A 14,781-nucleotide genomic window follows, 5' to 3' on the forward strand; every position below is an offset into this window, starting at 1 on the left:
ATCCTGCACTGGTACGGCGGTACGAAAATTGACCAGACGGTACACCCGGAGGCACACACGATCAACGTCCAGACAGTGACATTCCACATTATTCTCTCCGGGGCCCGGCAGCGTGATACCGGCATAACGCAACCGAATATGCGAGGTTACGGAGTATGCGTGCTACGAGGTGCCGCGATCCGGGTAACCGCCCGCCATGGGCGAGATCCTGGTCGGTGCGTGTTCGTGGACGGATCCGATGCTGGTGCGCAGCGGGTGGTATCCGGTGGGGTCACGGGACGCGGAGGGGCGACTGCGGTACTACGCCGGCCGGTTGCCGGTCGTCGAGGTCGACTCCGGCTACTACGCCCTGCCCAGCGAGCGGAACAGCCGGCTGTGGGTCGAGCGGACGCCGGACGGATTCGTCTTCGACGTGAAGGCCTTCTCGCTGCTCACCGGACATCCGGCCCGGCGCGGTGCGCTGCCCGGGGAGCTGCGCGGCGAGGGGCCCGCGGTGCTGGATGCGGTGTGGGAGCGCTTCACCGAGGGAATCGGGCCGCTGCGGCGCGGCGGGCGGCTGGGCAGCGTGCTGTTCCAGTTCCCGCCGTGGTTCCGTCCGGGGGCGCGGGCCGGCGCGTTCCTCGCGGAGTGCGCCGAGCGCACCGCCAAGTGGCCCGTCGCCGTGGAGTTCCGGCATCCCGCGTGGTGGCGGGAGGAGCAGGCGGACGCGACCGCCGCCCTGCTGCGCCGCCTCGGGTTCGCCGCCGTCGCCGTGGACATGGTGCAGACGCTGCCCTCCTCCATCCCGCCCGTCACTCCGGTGACCTCGCCCCGGCTGTCCGTCGTCCGCTTCCACGGGCGCAGCACGGCGTGGGGCACGGGGAGCAAGGAGGACCGGTTCCGGTACGACTACGCCGACGGGGAGTTGGCGCAATGGGTGCCCCGGCTGCGTGCTCTCGCCGGGCGGGTGGAGCGGCTCCACGTCCTGTTCAACAACTGCTGCGGTGACGCGGCGGTCCGGGCCGCCGAGCGGATGCGCGCGCTGCTGGACGGCCGCGGCCCGCTCGGCCACGCAGCCGGCCCTCTCAACTAGCCGGCCGGCCCTCTCAACCAGCCCGCCGGCCCTCTCAACCAGCCCGCCGGCCCGCTCAACCAGCCCGCCGGCCCGCTCAACCAGCCCGCCGGCCCGCTCAACCAGCCCGCCGGCCCGCTCAACCAGCCCGCCGGCCCGCTCGGCCGCCCGGTCCGCTCGGCCGCTTCTCCTGCCGGCCGAGTACAACTAGCGCAGGATCCGGACCGTCTTCGACTCGCTGACCTGGTCCAGTTCCGAGACCCGTACCGTCGCCTTCATGGTCCAGGTGCCGGGGATCGGGAGGTTCAGGGAGTCGGTGCCCCAGTAGCCGCCCTTGTCGGTGAGCCGGGCGTCGATCGGGCCGATCCGCTGGGCCGGCAGGGAGAGGGAGAGCCGGAGTTCGGGAACGGTGGCCAGACCGCCGTCCGGGCCGAAGACCACGGCCTCCACCGCGTTCTGGCCGACGCGGCCCGGCTCCAGGGTGATCTGAACCTTGCCGCGGCCGCCCGTGGTGCCGACGTCGAACGGGATCACCGTGACGGAGGCGCCCGGCCCGCCGGCCACGGGCCCCGCCTCGGCCGCCTCGGCGGCGGCACGACCCGGCAGTGTGCCGGTCAGCACCGTGGTGACCACCAGTACCGCGATCCCCACGGCGACTTCGGCCAGAACCGAGCGGCGCAGCCGGCGACGGTGGGCGTCCGGCGCCGCCGACCAGGCGGGTTCCTCCGCCGTGGGCGTGGGCGCCCCTCCGACCGGCTCCTGGGCCCCTTCCCGCGCCGCCGGCTTCCGCATCCCGCCCCGTACGGCGGCCTCCGCCTCTGCCGTCACCAGCCGGGCCGTCCAGCGCCGCGAACGACCGGCGACGGCCAGCAGCAGGGCCACGGCCGCGAGTTTGGCCAGCAGGAGCCGCCCGTACTCCGTGTCGGCCAGCGCGGCCCACGAGCCGAGCCCGCGCCAGGACTGGTAGACACCGGTGACCACGAGGACGCTGACTGCGGCGAAGGCGATCCGTGAGAAACGGGCGACGGCCGGCGTCAGCCCGGGCCCGGCGCCGGCCGAGGTCGCCGGCGGCTGGGAGACGTCGGCTGTTGCGGTCGCGGAGCCCGGAGCCGCTGCCGTCACGGAGACGGGGGCCGCCGCGGGCCCGGGGGCATCGGCCGTGACCGCCGGAAGCCGGGCGCCGCCCGCGCCGGACGGCGCCCGGGCACCGTCCGTGCCCTCCGTGCCCTCCATGCCCTCCATGCCGTCCATGCCAACCGCGCGGCCCGTGCCGCCCGCGCCGCCCGTGCCGCCTGTCGGCTTGTTCCGCCCCGTGGCGGTCGCCGGTGCCCGGTGCAGCGTGGCCAGAAGGGCCATCAGGCCGCCCAGCCACACGGCCATCGCCAGCAGGTGCAGTACCGAGGACGTCATCGCCAGCGGAACCTGGATGCCGGCCGAGGCGTGCTCGGACGCGGCCCAAGTCAGTGCGAGCGCCAGGGCGAGGGCGGCGCCCGCCACCAGAGCCGGGCGCGACGGCCCGCGGTCCGCACGCGCACGCTCCGCCTCCCCGTCCCGGCGCCCGAAGAGCCGTACGAGGAAGACGGCCGTCGGCGCGAGCAGGGCCAGGCGGGCCAGCAGGACCAGGCCCGAGCGGCCGGTCAGGGTGCGGGACAGGGCCCCGGGGCCGAAGGCCGACGCCGGGCCCGTGCCCGTCTCGTAGGGCGCGCGCAGCACCAGCAGAACGACCGTGGCCGCCAGCAGCGCCCACCACCCCGCCGCCAGCGGCCGGCGCAGCGGGCCGGTGTCCGGCGGCCGGCAGAGCAGGGCGAAGGCGGCGGTTCCGATGAGCAGGGCCGCGGCGCCGTACGCGGCATAGCGGGCGAGGTCGTAGAGGCTGCCGGTCGTGGGGTCCTCGGCCCGGCCCGTGTCGATCGCGGCCGCCGTCGCGGACGGTTTGCCGACCGAGAAGGTGAAGGCGCCGGAGACCGGGTGGCTGTCCGCCGACACCACCCGCCACGCCACGGTGAAGGTGCCCTCGCCCAGACCGGCCGGGAAGGCCACCCGGGCGGTGTCCGGGTGGCCCGGCGCGTGCTGCGCCTCGCCGGTGTGCACCCGGTGGCCCTCGGGGTCGAACAGGCGGAAGGAGCCGTCGAGCAGGCCGATGGACTCGGTGAAGGTCAGCGTGAGGGAGCGGGGCGCGGACTTGAGCACGGTCCCGTCGGCCGGGTCGCCGGAGCGCAGCGCGGCATGGGCCGAGGCGGGTCCGGCACCGCCGAGCAGGATCAGGACCAGCAGGGCGCCGAGCAGTGCCGGCCACCGGAGCAGTCGCCGCCCGCGCGGTTCGCCGGAGCGCCCGCCGCGCGCACCGCCGTCACACCCATGCCCTTCGCACCGCCGTAGGGTCACGTCACTTCTCCGTCTTGGGACTTGCCGGCCTCTGGAAAGGTACGCACGCGGGCGGTGCATCACTCACCGCGGGGGTGGACGGACACGGGGTGATGGGGATGTGACTGCCGCGGCACGGCAGCACCGCAGCACGGGGGGAGGGTGCGCCCGGTTCAGCAGTCGGCCGGGAAGGCCGTCTCCCGGGCCAGGAAGGCCAGCTGGGCACGCTTCTCGGGCAGCAGGACGTCGGGCAGGTCGACTGCCGGGAGGAGGACGGCCGGCCCCCGTTCGAAACCCTGCCGGAGGAAGCGGGCGACCGCCTTGCCGTTGCGGACGTCCGGGTCCACCACGACCCGGCGACGGTCCAGGCCCAGCAGTGTGTACGACAGCAGGACGCCCAGCAGCGCGGACGTCCAGCCCCGCCGGTCGCCGGCCGGGCCGGCCGGTGCCAGCAGCAGGTGGATGCCGATGTCACCGGAGCGGACCTCGTAGCACTCGCTCACGCGGTCGGCCCGCGGTTCGTACGTCTGCAGCAGGGCGGCCGGTGTGCCGTCCTTCTCCACGAGGAAGGCGTGGTGGGTGTCGAGGCCCGCCATGTGGGCGTACACCTCGGCCACCTGTTCCTGCGTCAGGCCCCGCATGCCCCAGAAGACGGCGCGTTCCTCGCTCACCCAGCGGTGGACCGTCCCGGCGTCGGCGTACGGGTCCAGGGGCAGGACGCGGACGGTGCCGAAGCCGTCGACGACCTGCTCGTGCACGGGCTCGCGGGCAGGCTCGTGGGCAGACTCGCGGCCGGATTCGCGGGTGCGCTCGCGGCCGGACTCGTACGGCTCGGGCATCAGTCGCCGGTCTCCTTCTCCAGACGGGCCCAGTCGGTGACGACCGGGACGAGGTCTCCCGCGGTCCACAGGGGAAGCTGGTCGCGGTGGTGGGGCGCGCCGGGGACGCCGTCGGCGCCGAACGGCACCACCCAGCGGCTGTCCTCACGGCGAGCCAGGTCCCACACGTAACGGGCCACCGGGCCGCGCGCGGCGAGGTCGGTCAGCCCCGGCACCGCCGAGGTGCACAGCACGCAGTCGTGATCGCCGGCCAGGCCCGGTTCGCCGGGCGGGCCCGGTTCATCCGGTTCATCGGGCGGGCCCGGCGCATCCGGCGGGCTCGGCGCATCCGGCGGCCCGGGTTGCTCGTACGGCGTCCCGCTCAGCGCCCGCCATGGCGCGAGGCGGTGCCGGTCGCCCCAGGTCACGGCCGACCGGGTGGCCGCCACCTCCTCGACGGCCGCCCGCACGATCGCCGGGCGGTCGATGCCGTACAGCGCCTCGGCGCCCAGCAGGTTCCCGAGGGCGTAACCGACGCGCGGGAGGAGGGCGAGCCAGGGGAGGAAGACCTCCGGGTAGGCGGGCGGTTCGGCGAGCGGGGCGAACACCGGGTGGGCGGCGAGCCGGCGTACGACGGCCGTGCGTACCGCAGCGAACGCCCCCGCGTCCACGCTGTCCGCGTCCATACGGCGGTTCCAGCGCAGGAGGCGTTCCCTGAGGCCGGCGGCTTCGGGGGTCAGGCCGTCGTCCAGGGCCGCCAGGTGGTCGAGCAGCGGTGCGGCGGAGGCGAGATGGGTGTCCGTGTGGATCGCGGGCATGTCAGCGGCGGACCACTCGGCGCGCTCGCCGAGGAGCGCGTGGATGCGGTCGGCGCGGTGCGGCGGGGCGAACTCGACGCCGAGCGGGGTGGCGGGGCCGCGCTGGTTGGCCATCACGGCGACGCCGTCGGTGAGTCCGGCGCGTGGCGGCTCGTGCCAGCCCTGCCAGGCGTGGCCGGGTTCCCAGGCGGGAACCAGGCGCACGCGGTTGCCCTCGGCGCGCAGCGGCACCCGGCCCGCGACCCGGTGCAGTACACCGCCGTCGGTGTCGGCGGCCAGGACGACGTTGACCGGCTCGGCCCAGGCGTCGAAGGCGCGGTCCACGTCATCTGCGCGACGGGCGCGCAGCAGCGGCAGCAGGGCGCCGAAGCCGAGGTCGCCGGTCACGCGGGGCGGGTAGCGGAGGCTGAGCGCGACGGGGACCTCGGGTCCGGGAGCATCGGGGAACGCATGAGCGCCGGATTCGCCCGCGGTCGGCCAGGCGCCCCCGCCCCGCCCGCCTCCGCTCAGCGAGCCGGGCCCGCCCTCGAAACCGAGCCCTGGCCCGCTCCCGCCCCGACTCCGGTTCCGGCTCCGGCTCCGGCTCCGGCTCCGGTTCCGGCTCCGGTTCCGGTTCTGGCTCCGGTTCCGGTTCTGGCTCCGGTTCTGGCTCCGGCTCCCGCTCCCGCTCGGCGAGCCGAGCCCGCCGAACTCGTCCGCACCGCCGGTCCCTTCCAGCCCGTCCGGGCCGCCGGCGATCACCGGCCCCCGGTCGGTCTCGACGATCTCGACCTCGACCGGCTCCTCGCCCGCCACCTCGACGATCTCCGTGTGCCGGGCGGCGCGGTGCCAGGCGCCGTCGGGACCGAGCGCCTCGACCCCCGCGCCGGTCCGGCGCAGCCGCTCGCGGTAGAGGTCCTGGTAGTCGGCCATGGCGTTGGTGATGGCCCAGGCGACCGTGCCGGTGTGACCGAAGTGGGCGATGCCGGGGACACCGGGCACGGCGAGGCCGACGACGTCGAACTCCGGGCAGGCCAGCCGGATCTGCTGATAGACGCCGGGGTCCTCGACGAAGCGGTGCGGGTCGCCGGCGATCAGCGCCTGCCCGGTGACCGTGCGGTCGCCGGTCACCAGCCAGCCGTTGCTGCCCGAGGTGCCGGGGCCGTCGGTGGCGAACAGGGCGACGGCCCCGGGGCCGAGATGGCGTACGACCTGCTCGCGCCACAGCTTGGCGGGGAAGCCGGCGAAGAGGATGTGCGTGCCGAGCCAGACACCGAGCGGGTGCCATGGCTCCCAGCGGCCGGGGACGAGGCCGGTCCTGGCGAACTCGGGGGTGCGGCGGGCGCCCTCCGCGAGACCCTCGTTGACCCCCTCGGTGTACGCCCGGACCCAGTCCGCCGTCTCCGGGTCCTGTGTCTCCAGGGCGGTGAAGCAGCCTCTGGCGGTGTCGTCGAGGCGGGCGCGGCGGGCGAGGACGTCCCAGGCGAGGGCGGATGGGCCGAGGAAGGAGGCCGAGGTGCCCTGCGCGCGGTGCCGTTCGACCTCCAGCTGCCAGGCCCGGTCCAGCGCCGTGACGCGGCCCTGGACGCGGGCGAGCCCGAGGACGCCGCCGGCCCGCAGGTGCGGGATGCCCCAGGCGTCGCGGTAGATATCGGCGGTCACGAGTCCCTCCCCTCACTTCAGCCCATCCTCCAGATAAGGTTAGGCTAACCTAATTCAATCTCCTCGCATGCATCGTATGCCGGGGCTCGCGGGGCCGCCCGGCTGCGTCCTGCCGCCCGACGGGCGATCATCGGGGACATGGACGTCACACTTCACCTCGCCCAGGACCCCGACGCCGACGCTCTCCTCGGCCGCAGTCCGCTCGCCGCGCTGATCGGGATGCTGCTGGACCAGCAGATTCCGATGGAATGGGCGTTCAAGGGGCCGGCGACGATCGCCCGGCGCATGGGCACCGACGACCTGGACGCCCACGAGATCGTGGCGTTCGACCCGGAGACCTTCGTCCGGCTCCTGTCGGACAAACCGGCCGTGCACCGCTACCCGGGGTCCATGGCCAAGCGGATCCAGGAGCTGTGCCACTACCTCGTCGAGCACTACCACGGCGACCCCGAGGCCCTCTGGCGGGACGTCGACAGCGGCCGGGAACTACTGCGCCGGCTGGAGGAACTGCCCGGGTTCGGCAAGCAGAAGGCGCAGATCTTCCTCGCGCTGCTCGGCAAGCAGCTCGGCGTACGCCCCGAGGGCTGGCGGGAGGCGGCGGGACCGTACGGCGAGCCGGAGTCCTTCCGTTCCGTCGCCGACATCACCGGACCCGAGTCGCTGGCCAAGGTGCGGGCACACAAACAGGAGGTGAAGGCGGCGGCCAAGGCGGCGAAGGCGGCGAAGCCATCCGGGAAGTGACGGGACGGCCGCGGCCGTCCCGACCCGGGCGTCAGGACCCGGGCGTCAGGACCCTGGTGGCGCGACCCGGCCGTCCCCGACCCGGCCGTCAGCCGAGTGGCGCGTCTCCGGTGGCGGCACGCCGGGGGCCGGTCCAAGCATGGACCATGAGCGAGCCACCCAGCGGCGGCCCATGGGGCCCGGAGTACGACGACCGCCGCGTCCACGCCGCACGGGACCCCCACCCGCACGCCCCGCCACCGCACGACGAGCGAACGCTGGAGGGTCCCCTGCACCTTCTCTCCCGTGCCGCCTGGCAGGCCGTCCTGGTCACCGGCGCCGTCTCCCTGGTGCTGGGCATCGTGGTGCTGGTCTGGCCCGGTCCCTCGCTGGTCGTGGCGGGCGTCCTGTTCGGCCTCTATCTCCTCGTGGCCGGAGTGCTGCAACTGGTCTCCGCCTTCGGCACCCACCGGGCGACCTCGCTGCGGGTGCTCGCCTTCGCCAGCGGCATCCTCTTCATCCTGCTGGGTCTGTTCTGCTTCCGCGGCGCCATGCAGTCGATCCTGCTGCTGGCCCTGTGGATCGGCGTGGGCTGGCTCATCCGTGGGATCACGCTGACGATCGCCGCCGTGCACGACCGGACGGCACCCGCCCGGGGCTGGCAGATCTTCCTCGGGGTCCTCACCTTCGCCGCGGGCATCGTCCTGATCGACGCACCGCTGGAGTCGGTGGCCGTGCTCACCGTGCTCGCCGGCTGCTGGCTCGTCGTGGTCGGCGTCGTCGAGATCGTCACGGCCTTCCGCGTCCGCAGCCACGCCGCGCGGGTCCCGCGCACGCTGTGAGCCGTGAACGGCACCCGCCCACGCTCCCGCCCCCGCGCAGCGTCAACCCGGCGCCCATCCGGTACGCCGTGCGGGCGGTTCTCACGGCCGACGCGATGAACGGCCGCCCTGGCACGGGGAGGTGACCCCCCATGAGCACCGCATCGCACGCCCGCCGCGCCGCGCGCCGGAGTGCCTGCCTGCGGGTGCTCGTGCCGCTGTTCGTGCTGCCGCTCGCGCTGCTGGTCCCGGGCGTGCACGCCGAGGCACACGCGGCGCCCGTCACCGTGATGGCCGGCCAGGCGGGCGGGACCTCCGCCGAACAGGACGTCCTCGACGCGGGGCTGCGGCCCCCGGCCCGGGACGGCCGGCGTGCCGTCGTGCCGCCGCGGCCCGCGCCGCTGTCCGACCCGGCGCCCGCGCCGGCGGGCCGGCAGGCCGCCGCCCCGGCGCAGTGCGCCCCACACGGTCGGCACACCCTGCGCTCCATGGTCCTGCGCTGCTGACGGAAAGCGGCCCGCCCCGGTCCACTCGTCGGCACGATCCAAGGAACCACAGCCATGCCCAGCGACCCGTACGCGGTCCTGCGCACTCTCCTGCGCGCCGAGGCCGTCCGCCGCAGCACGCCCGAAACCCGCCCGTGGGAAGCCCGCCGCCCCGAGCCCGGTGAACCCCGGCCGTCCGCACCCGGAGAGCCCGAACGCGGCTGAACCGGAGGGACGGCAGCCGAACCCCGAAGGAAGCGGATCCGGGTGCCCACGGAGCGGGCCGGGGGACCCCGGACACACCGCTGCTCACGGTCCGGGGTCTCCGTACGCCGAGTCGCGGCCCACAGCCTGTGCACAAGGCGCCGGGGCCGGCGAGGCCTCCTCGGGGTGGATTCACCGTCGCTCATCCAGCCCCTGTTCAGCACCTCTTCCCGATTCGCCCTGGTTTGCTGCTGCATTTCCAACGTCGTACTCCGGCGGCGAGGCTGCGCCCGGAAGGTCCTGACCGGTAGGCTTTCCGTGTGATCTTCAAGCGCATCGGAAACGGCCGGCCGTACCCCGACCACGGCCGGGAAAGCACCCGGCAGTGGGCGGACGTCGCGCCGCGCCCGGTCCGCCTCGATCAGCTCGTGACCACCAAGCAGCAGCTCGACCTGGAGACCCTGCTCGCGGAGGACTCGACCTTCTACGGCGACCTCTTCGCGCATGTCGTGAAGTGGCAGGGCGATCTGTACCTGGAGGACGGCCTGCACCGCGCGGTACGGGCGGCGCTCCAGCAGCGCCAGGTCCTGCACGCCCGCGTGCTCGAGCTGGACTGAGCGCCGCGGGACGCCGCTGTTCGGCAACGGCTTGGACCTTTCGGGTTCTGCTGAGCGGTCTCCGATGATCATCTAGTAGGAAACACCGCTCGGTCGCACTACGCTGCGCCCATGAGCATGCTGACTCCCCCCGGCATGGGCGGGCAGTACAAGATCACGGGGCACAAGTACCCGCGGATGCGCAGGCCACGGCGACGCGGCAGGCTCGTGTTCCTGACCGTCGCGTCCGTCGCCGTGCTCGGTGTGATCGGCTGGGGGACGCTGCAGCTCATCGACGTCTTCACCGGCGGCGGCAAGAAGGCCGTGGCGGCCGGCACCAAGGGCGACTGCACCTCCAAGGCGGCGGGCCTCGCGTCCGCGCCGAGCCCCTCGGCGACGAGCCTGGCGCGGACGCTGCCCAAGCCGGGGCAGGTCACCGTGAACGTCCTGAACGCCACGACCCGCAAGGGGCTGGCCCAGCAGACCGCGGACGAGCTGAAGAAACGCGGCTTCCACATCGGCCAGGTGGGCAACGCGACCAAGGCGTTCGACAAGAAGGTCAAGGGCTCCGGGGTGCTGCTCGGCCCCGCCTCGTCGCTGAACACCTCGCTGCCCGTCCTCGCCACCCAGCTCACGGGGGCCGATCTCCGTACGGACACCCGCAGGGGCACGGACGTGGATCTGATCATCGGCACCGGTTTCAAGGGACTGAACCAGCAGGCGGCCGCCAACGACGCCCTGACGGCCCTGAGTGCCCCGCGGCCGAGCGCCACGACGATCAAGAAGCGGTGCTGAGGGGGCCGAAGCCCCACCTCGGGCCGTTGAAGCCCCACCGAGGGCCTGCTGGGGACCGCTGAGGACCTGCTGAGGGCCTGCTGGGGACCGCTGAGGACCTGCTGAGGACCTGCCGAACGCAAGGAAGGCGCTCAGCCCCCGCAGAGGGGCGGCCGGGCGCCTCCGTCACTTCGCCTACTCGGCGGCCCCGTACATCCGGTCGCCCGCGTCTCCGAGGCCCGGGACGATGTAGCCGTGCTCGTTGAGGCGCTCGTCGACCGATGCCGTCACGACCGTCACCGGGGTACCGGCCAGATGGCGCTCCATGACCTCGACGCCCTCGGGGGCGGCCAGCAGCACGACCGCGGTCACGTCGTCGGCGCCGCGCCGGATCAGCTCCTGGATCGCCGCGACCAGCGTGCCGCCGGTGGCGAGCATCGGGTCGAGGACGTACACCTGACGGCCGGAGAGGTCCTCCGGCATTCGGGTGGCGTAGGTCGAGGCCTGCAGCGTCTCCTCGTTGCGGATCATGCCCAGGAAGCCCACCTCGGCGGTCGGCAGCAGCCGGACCATGCCGTCCAGCATGCCGAGCCCGGCCCGCAGGATCGGCACCACCAGCGGGCGCGGGTGGGAGAGCTTGACGCCGGTGGTCTGCGCGACCGGCGTGGTGATGTCGACCTGTTCCGTGCGCACGTCCCGCGTCGCCTCGTAGGCGAGCAGCGTGACCAGCTCGTCGGCGAGCCGACGGAAGGTCGCGGAGTCGGTGCGCCGGTCGCGCAGCGTGGTGAGCTTGTGGGCGACCAGGGGGTGGTCGACGACATGGAGACGCATGTGCCAACAGTAACCGGGCCCCGAGTCCGCCCGCCCACCTCCCACCGCCTTTCCCGCGGCACCGCCGCCGGCCCCCGCACCCCGCACTGATCTGGCATCAAACCCGCCGTCCGAGGGAAAGTGGGAGGGACGGAACTGGGGTGGTGAACCAATGCCTGACCGGGAATCCCGCGCACCACGCGAGGATCCGTCGCCGCACGAGCAGCCGGAGACCGCGAACACGGCGGACACACCGGAGAACGAGAGCGAGACCCGTGGCGAGACCGAGCGGCGCCGTCGCCGGGCCCGGTTCCTGCGCGAACTCGCCGAGGCCCGTGAGCTGCGGGACCGCGTCCAGCCCCGGCGGGCCAAGGCCGCCCGGCTGCGGCACGCGATGCGCATGCGCACCTTCCGCTGGTAGGGCCCCACGGGGGAAGACCGACCCCCCGAGCGGACGTTGTCGAGGTGGGGGTGCGTGGCCGCCGGGCAAAGCCGCGTACGATCCGCAGGTGGCGGCAACGAGTGCGCTGGTGAGTCCTTCACGGACGTGCGATCAAAACTGCCGGACACAGGGAGCCGAAGACGTCCCCTGAACGCCTTGTTTCTGCCACGATTCCGAGTGGGTGGGGCTCGGAGCCCAGCTCTCTCCGCCCAGAACCTCCGCCGGGGGGACCCCCAACCGGCACGCCTAAGACCAGTGGGAGAGTCACGGTGTACTTCGCCGCACTGCTCGCGCGCACCGAAGACGGGTGGGAAGCGAGCGACACAGAGCTCGACGACGTGGAGACGCTGTCCGACCTGGCCGATCTGGCCCGGGAGGCCTCGCCCGACGACGACACGGTGCTCGTCCTCCTCGAGCAGGAGGACGCGTGGTTCGGCGTCGTCCGCGTGGACGGCGAGGACGACCCTCGCATCTACGTCTCGGACGCCGCCGCCGCTGCCCGCAGTTCGTACGGCGAGATCCTGCTCACCGACGAACTGCTCGGCCGGGAGCCCGGGGACGACGGCCCCGACCTGGACTCCCTCGACCTCGACGGCACGGAGGACGGCGAACCCGCGTCCGCCGGGGACGACGAGGAGGAGTCACCTTCCGCCGAGACCATCACACACGGCCCCCTGGGCGACGGCGAGATCCTCGACGACCTGGGCGTCAGCGCCAAGGAGCTGCGCGCCCTGGACGCGGAGGACGCGCTGAGCGCGATCGCCGAGGCCCTGGGCGCCTCGGAGGTGCTGGAGACCGTCCGCTGACCCCGCCCGACACGCCCGGCACACCAGGCAGCCCCGGCAGACCCGGCGCGCCCGAACCGCCGCCGGTTCCGGCCCGATCGCCGGACCCGGCCGACCCCCCGGGCCCGCCACCGACCCCGTCCCCGGACCCGGTGCGAGACCGGTGGCGGGCCGCGATGCGGCTCGCGCTGGACGAGGCCGGGCAGGCCGTGCGGGGCGGGGACGTGCCCGTCGGCGCCGTCGTGCTGGCCGGCGACGGTACGACCGTGCTCGGAGCCGGGCACAACGAGCGCGAGGCCGCCGGAGACCCCACCGCGCACGCGGAGGTGCTCGCGATCCGGCGGGCCGCGGCCGAGGTCGGCCAGTGGCGGCTGTCCGGCTGCACGCTGGTCGTCACGCTGGAGCCGTGCACGATGTGCGCGGGCGCCGCCGTCCTCTCCCGCCTGGACCGGGTGGTCTACGGCGCCCGGGACGAGAAGGCGGGCGCCGCCGGCTCGCTGTGGGACGTCGTACGGGACCGGCGGCTCAACCACCGGCCCGAGGTGATCGAGGGCGTGCTCGCCGGCGAGTGCGCCGCGCTGCTCACCGACTTCTTCCGCACCCGCTGACCCGGCCGGCCACGCCGCCGCCGAGGCCACGGAAACGGATTTCGGACCTCGGCCCACGTGCTGTAAGGTCTCCCTCGGTAGCGTGTCCGAGCGGCCGAAGGAGCTCGCCTCGAAAGCGAGTGTGGCGCAAGTCACCGAGGGTTCAAATCCCTCCGCTACCGCTGAAGAAGGGCCCCGTCCGACGGACGGGGCCCTTCGTGTGATCGGCCCTTCGTGCGATCATCGACAGCGCTCGGCTCGGAGTACCCGCGCCAGGCGGTCGACGACAGGGCAGTCAGCGACGCAGCAATCAGTGACAGGAGGAGACCGCGATGGCGGTGAACGCCAAGAAGATCGCCGTCTACGCGCTCGTGGTCTTCGTGCTGTATGTGATCATCACGGACCCGGCCAAGGCGGCCGCCTACGTCCAGATAGGGTTCGAGGGCATATCGGACGCCGCAAAGGCCATCGGCGACTTCATGACATGGGTCGCCAACGGAGGAAAATGATGATCCGCCACCTGGTCCTCTTCAAGCTCAACGAGGGTGTCGAGCGCGACGATCCGCGGGTCGTGGAGGGCGTCCGGGCCTTCCGCGCCCTGGGCGGCCGGATCGACGAGCTGAGCTTCTGGGAGTGCGGCTGGAACATCAGCGAGCGGCCCATCGCCCACGACTTCGCGATCAACTCCGCGGTCGAGGACGCCGACGCCCTGAAGCGCTACCTGGAGCACCCGGCCCACCAGGCGGGCGTCGCACTGTGGCGGGAGTTCGCCACCTGGGTGATCGCCGACTACGAGTTCTGATCCCTTCCGCCGTACGGCCGTACGCCGGGCCCCGCACCGCCAGGGTGTGGGGCCTTTTGGCATTTTATGGTCAGTTTCATACCTCAACACGTGCATATGCGGTGCTTGAACACGATGCACCTGTCTTGTGATGCTATGACCGCTTTTGACGGATGAGTTGATCGATGAAGAGGTGGCGTTGACCGTGTCGGCCAGTACTGCGCCGCCCCAGGAAGAGGCTCAACCCGTTCAGCCCCCGGCTCCGGAGAAGCGGCGCGGCGCCGACACCCGGGCCCTCACACAGGTGCTCTTCGCCCAGCTGAAGGAGCTCGAACCGGGCACGCCCGAGCACTCCCGCGTACGCGGGGCGCTCATCGAGGCCAACCTCCCGCTCGTGCGCTACGCGGCCGCCCGCTTCCGCTCCCGCAACGAGCCGATGGAGGACGTCGTCCAGGTCGGCACCATCGGGCTGATCAACGCCATCGACCGCTTCGACCCCGACCGGGGCGTGCAGTTCCCGACCTTCGCGATGCCCACGGTCGTCGGGGAGATCAAGCGCTACTTCCGCGACAACGTCCGCACCGTCCACGTCCCGCGCCGGCTGCACGAGCTGTGGGTGCAGGTCAACGGCGCCACCGAGGACCTGACGACCGCCTTCGGACGCTCCCCCACGACCGCCGAGATCGCCGAGCGGCTGCGCATCACCGAGGACGAGGTGCTGTCCTGCATCGAGGCGGGGCGGTCGTACCACGCGACCTCGCTGGAGGCGGCCCAGGAGGGCGACGGCCTGCCCGGCCTCCTCGACCGGCTCGGCTACGAGGACCCGGCCCTCGACGGAGTCGAGCACCGCGACCTGGTCCGCCACCTCCTCGTCCAACTGCCGGAGCGGGAACAGAGAATCCTGCTGCTGCGCTACTACAGCAATCTCACCCAGTCGCAGATCAGTGCGGAACTCGGCGTCTCGCAGATGCATGTCTCCCGGCTACTCGCACGTAGCTTTCAGCGGCTGCGATCCGCAAACAGGATCGAGGCGTAACCGTCACGAGCGAATCGCTCACCAGGGAGGATGCCGACACCTCCAGGA

At 73.2% G+C, this 14,781-nt stretch carries 17 protein-coding genes and 1 tRNA gene; 14 read left to right on the forward strand and 4 right to left on the reverse strand.

Annotated features, from left to right (window positions below):
* Positions 1 to 196 precede the first annotated feature (196 nt).
* A complete protein-coding gene (locus tag ACH4UM_RS14375) occupies positions 197 to 1,072 on the forward strand; it encodes a DUF72 domain-containing protein (protein WP_398177818.1) in 876 nt (291 codons plus the stop codon).
* Between the two features lie 186 nt (positions 1,073 to 1,258).
* Here the strand turns inward: ACH4UM_RS14375 and ACH4UM_RS14380 are convergent, their stop codons facing one another.
* The 3 genes from ACH4UM_RS14380 to ACH4UM_RS14390 form a co-directional block, all read right to left on the reverse strand.
* Complete coding sequence (locus ACH4UM_RS14380) at positions 1,259 to 3,337, reverse strand: copper resistance protein CopC (protein WP_398178634.1); 2,079 nt, start codon at positions 3,335 to 3,337, stop codon at positions 1,259 to 1,261.
* Between the two features lie 251 nt (positions 3,338 to 3,588).
* Entirely contained in the window at positions 3,589 to 4,254 is a 666-nt protein-coding gene (locus tag ACH4UM_RS14385) for a GNAT family N-acetyltransferase (protein WP_398177821.1), read from the reverse strand.
* Complete coding sequence (locus ACH4UM_RS14390) at positions 4,254 to 6,692, reverse strand: penicillin acylase family protein (protein ID WP_398177824.1); 2,439 nt, start codon at positions 6,690 to 6,692, stop codon at positions 4,254 to 4,256. Before ACH4UM_RS14390 ends, ACH4UM_RS14385 begins: the two co-directional genes overlap by 1 nt.
* 138 nt (positions 6,693 to 6,830) lie before the next feature.
* On the opposite strand from ACH4UM_RS14390, the gene ACH4UM_RS14395 reads away from it, so the two are divergent.
* The 6 genes from ACH4UM_RS14395 (at position 6,831) to ACH4UM_RS14420 (ending at position 10,313) form a co-directional block, all read left to right on the forward strand.
* Positions 6,831 to 7,433: an HhH-GPD-type base excision DNA repair protein gene (locus ACH4UM_RS14395; RefSeq protein ID WP_398177826.1), complete on the forward strand. Its 603-nt coding sequence runs from the start codon at positions 6,831 to 6,833 to the stop codon at positions 7,431 to 7,433.
* A 146-nt stretch (positions 7,434 to 7,579) separates the two neighbouring features.
* On the forward strand, positions 7,580 to 8,254 hold the full coding sequence (locus ACH4UM_RS14400; RefSeq protein ID WP_398177829.1) for an HdeD family acid-resistance protein: 675 nt from the start codon (positions 7,580 to 7,582) through the stop codon (positions 8,252 to 8,254).
* A 131-nt stretch (positions 8,255 to 8,385) separates the two neighbouring features.
* Entirely contained in the window at positions 8,386 to 8,739 is a 354-nt protein-coding gene (locus ACH4UM_RS14405) for a hypothetical protein (protein WP_398177832.1), read from the forward strand.
* Positions 8,740 to 8,793: 54 nt separating this feature from the next.
* Positions 8,794 to 8,943 carry a hypothetical protein gene (locus ACH4UM_RS14410; RefSeq protein ID WP_398177834.1) on the forward strand — a complete coding sequence of 50 codons (150 nt, stop codon included), beginning with the start codon at positions 8,794 to 8,796 and terminating at the stop codon, positions 8,941 to 8,943.
* Between the two features lie 299 nt (positions 8,944 to 9,242).
* Positions 9,243 to 9,539, forward strand: coding sequence for a type II toxin-antitoxin system VapB family antitoxin (locus ACH4UM_RS14415; RefSeq protein WP_004943146.1), 297 nt, complete (start codon positions 9,243 to 9,245; stop codon positions 9,537 to 9,539).
* 135 nt (positions 9,540 to 9,674) lie between these two features.
* Positions 9,675 to 10,313, forward strand: a complete 639-nt coding sequence (locus ACH4UM_RS14420) for a LytR C-terminal domain-containing protein (protein ID WP_398178636.1) — start codon at positions 9,675 to 9,677, stop codon at positions 10,311 to 10,313.
* 174 nt (positions 10,314 to 10,487) lie between these two features.
* Here ACH4UM_RS14420 and upp read toward each other — a convergent pair whose 3' ends face one another.
* A complete protein-coding gene (gene upp / locus ACH4UM_RS14425; RefSeq protein WP_398177836.1) occupies positions 10,488 to 11,123 on the reverse strand; it encodes a uracil phosphoribosyltransferase in 636 nt (211 codons plus the stop codon).
* 151 nt (positions 11,124 to 11,274) lie between these two features.
* Here upp and ACH4UM_RS14430 point away from each other — a divergent pair, with 151 nt between their 5' ends.
* The 7 genes from ACH4UM_RS14430 to ACH4UM_RS14460 all read left to right on the forward strand — a co-directional run bounded on the left by ACH4UM_RS14430 (position 11,275) and on the right by ACH4UM_RS14460 (position 14,733).
* On the forward strand, positions 11,275 to 11,523 hold the full coding sequence (locus tag ACH4UM_RS14430; RefSeq protein ID WP_398177839.1) for a hypothetical protein: 249 nt from the start codon (positions 11,275 to 11,277) through the stop codon (positions 11,521 to 11,523).
* Between the two features lie 290 nt (positions 11,524 to 11,813).
* On the forward strand, positions 11,814 to 12,350 hold the full coding sequence (locus tag ACH4UM_RS14435) for a hypothetical protein (protein ID WP_398177841.1): 537 nt from the start codon (positions 11,814 to 11,816) through the stop codon (positions 12,348 to 12,350).
* A 155-nt stretch (positions 12,351 to 12,505) separates the two neighbouring features.
* Positions 12,506 to 12,937 (forward strand): tRNA adenosine(34) deaminase TadA, encoded by a 432-nt coding sequence (gene tadA, locus ACH4UM_RS14440; RefSeq protein WP_398178638.1) that lies wholly within the window; start codon positions 12,506 to 12,508, stop codon positions 12,935 to 12,937.
* 76 nt (positions 12,938 to 13,013) lie between these two features.
* Positions 13,014 to 13,098, forward strand: a tRNA-Ser gene (locus ACH4UM_RS14445).
* Positions 13,099 to 13,248: 150 nt separating this feature from the next.
* Positions 13,249 to 13,425, forward strand: coding sequence for a hypothetical protein (locus ACH4UM_RS14450; protein WP_398177844.1), 177 nt, complete (start codon positions 13,249 to 13,251; stop codon positions 13,423 to 13,425).
* Positions 13,425 to 13,718: a Dabb family protein gene (locus ACH4UM_RS14455; protein ID WP_398178641.1), complete on the forward strand. Its 294-nt coding sequence runs from the start codon at positions 13,425 to 13,427 to the stop codon at positions 13,716 to 13,718. The genes ACH4UM_RS14450 and ACH4UM_RS14455 overlap by 1 nt, the downstream gene beginning before the upstream one ends.
* A gap of 145 nt (positions 13,719 to 13,863) precedes the next feature.
* The gene (locus ACH4UM_RS14460; protein ID WP_398177847.1) at positions 13,864 to 14,733 is read left to right on the forward strand and encodes an RNA polymerase sigma factor SigF; all 870 of its coding nucleotides are present in this window, start codon (positions 13,864 to 13,866) and stop codon (positions 14,731 to 14,733) included.
* Positions 14,734 to 14,781 lie beyond the last annotated feature (48 nt).

This window comes from Streptomyces sp. NPDC020801 (assembly GCF_044334385.1).
Classification (GTDB): domain Bacteria; phylum Actinomycetota; class Actinomycetes; order Streptomycetales; family Streptomycetaceae; genus Streptomyces.

Coding starts and splice junctions, on each gene's coding strand:
- ACH4UM_RS14375 (WP_398177818.1), top strand. CDS start 197: ATGGGCGAGATCCTGGTCGGTGCGTGTTCGTGGACGGATCCGATGCTG.
- ACH4UM_RS14385 (WP_398177821.1), bottom strand. CDS start 4,254: ATGCCCGAGCCGTACGAGTCCGGCCGCGAGCGCACCCGCGAATCCGGC.
- ACH4UM_RS14395 (WP_398177826.1), top strand. CDS start 6,831: ATGGACGTCACACTTCACCTCGCCCAGGACCCCGACGCCGACGCTCTC.
- ACH4UM_RS14400 (WP_398177829.1), top strand. CDS start 7,580: ATGAGCGAGCCACCCAGCGGCGGCCCATGGGGCCCGGAGTACGACGAC.
- ACH4UM_RS14405 (WP_398177832.1), top strand. CDS start 8,386: ATGAGCACCGCATCGCACGCCCGCCGCGCCGCGCGCCGGAGTGCCTGC.
- ACH4UM_RS14410 (WP_398177834.1), top strand. CDS start 8,794: ATGCCCAGCGACCCGTACGCGGTCCTGCGCACTCTCCTGCGCGCCGAG.
- ACH4UM_RS14420 (WP_398178636.1), top strand. CDS start 9,675: ATGGGCGGGCAGTACAAGATCACGGGGCACAAGTACCCGCGGATGCGC.
- upp (WP_398177836.1), bottom strand. CDS start 11,123: ATGCGTCTCCATGTCGTCGACCACCCCCTGGTCGCCCACAAGCTCACC.
- ACH4UM_RS14430 (WP_398177839.1), top strand. CDS start 11,275: ATGCCTGACCGGGAATCCCGCGCACCACGCGAGGATCCGTCGCCGCAC.
- tadA (WP_398178638.1), top strand. CDS start 12,506: ATGCGGCTCGCGCTGGACGAGGCCGGGCAGGCCGTGCGGGGCGGGGAC.
- ACH4UM_RS14450 (WP_398177844.1), top strand. CDS start 13,249: ATGGCGGTGAACGCCAAGAAGATCGCCGTCTACGCGCTCGTGGTCTTC.
- ACH4UM_RS14455 (WP_398178641.1), top strand. CDS start 13,425: ATGATCCGCCACCTGGTCCTCTTCAAGCTCAACGAGGGTGTCGAGCGC.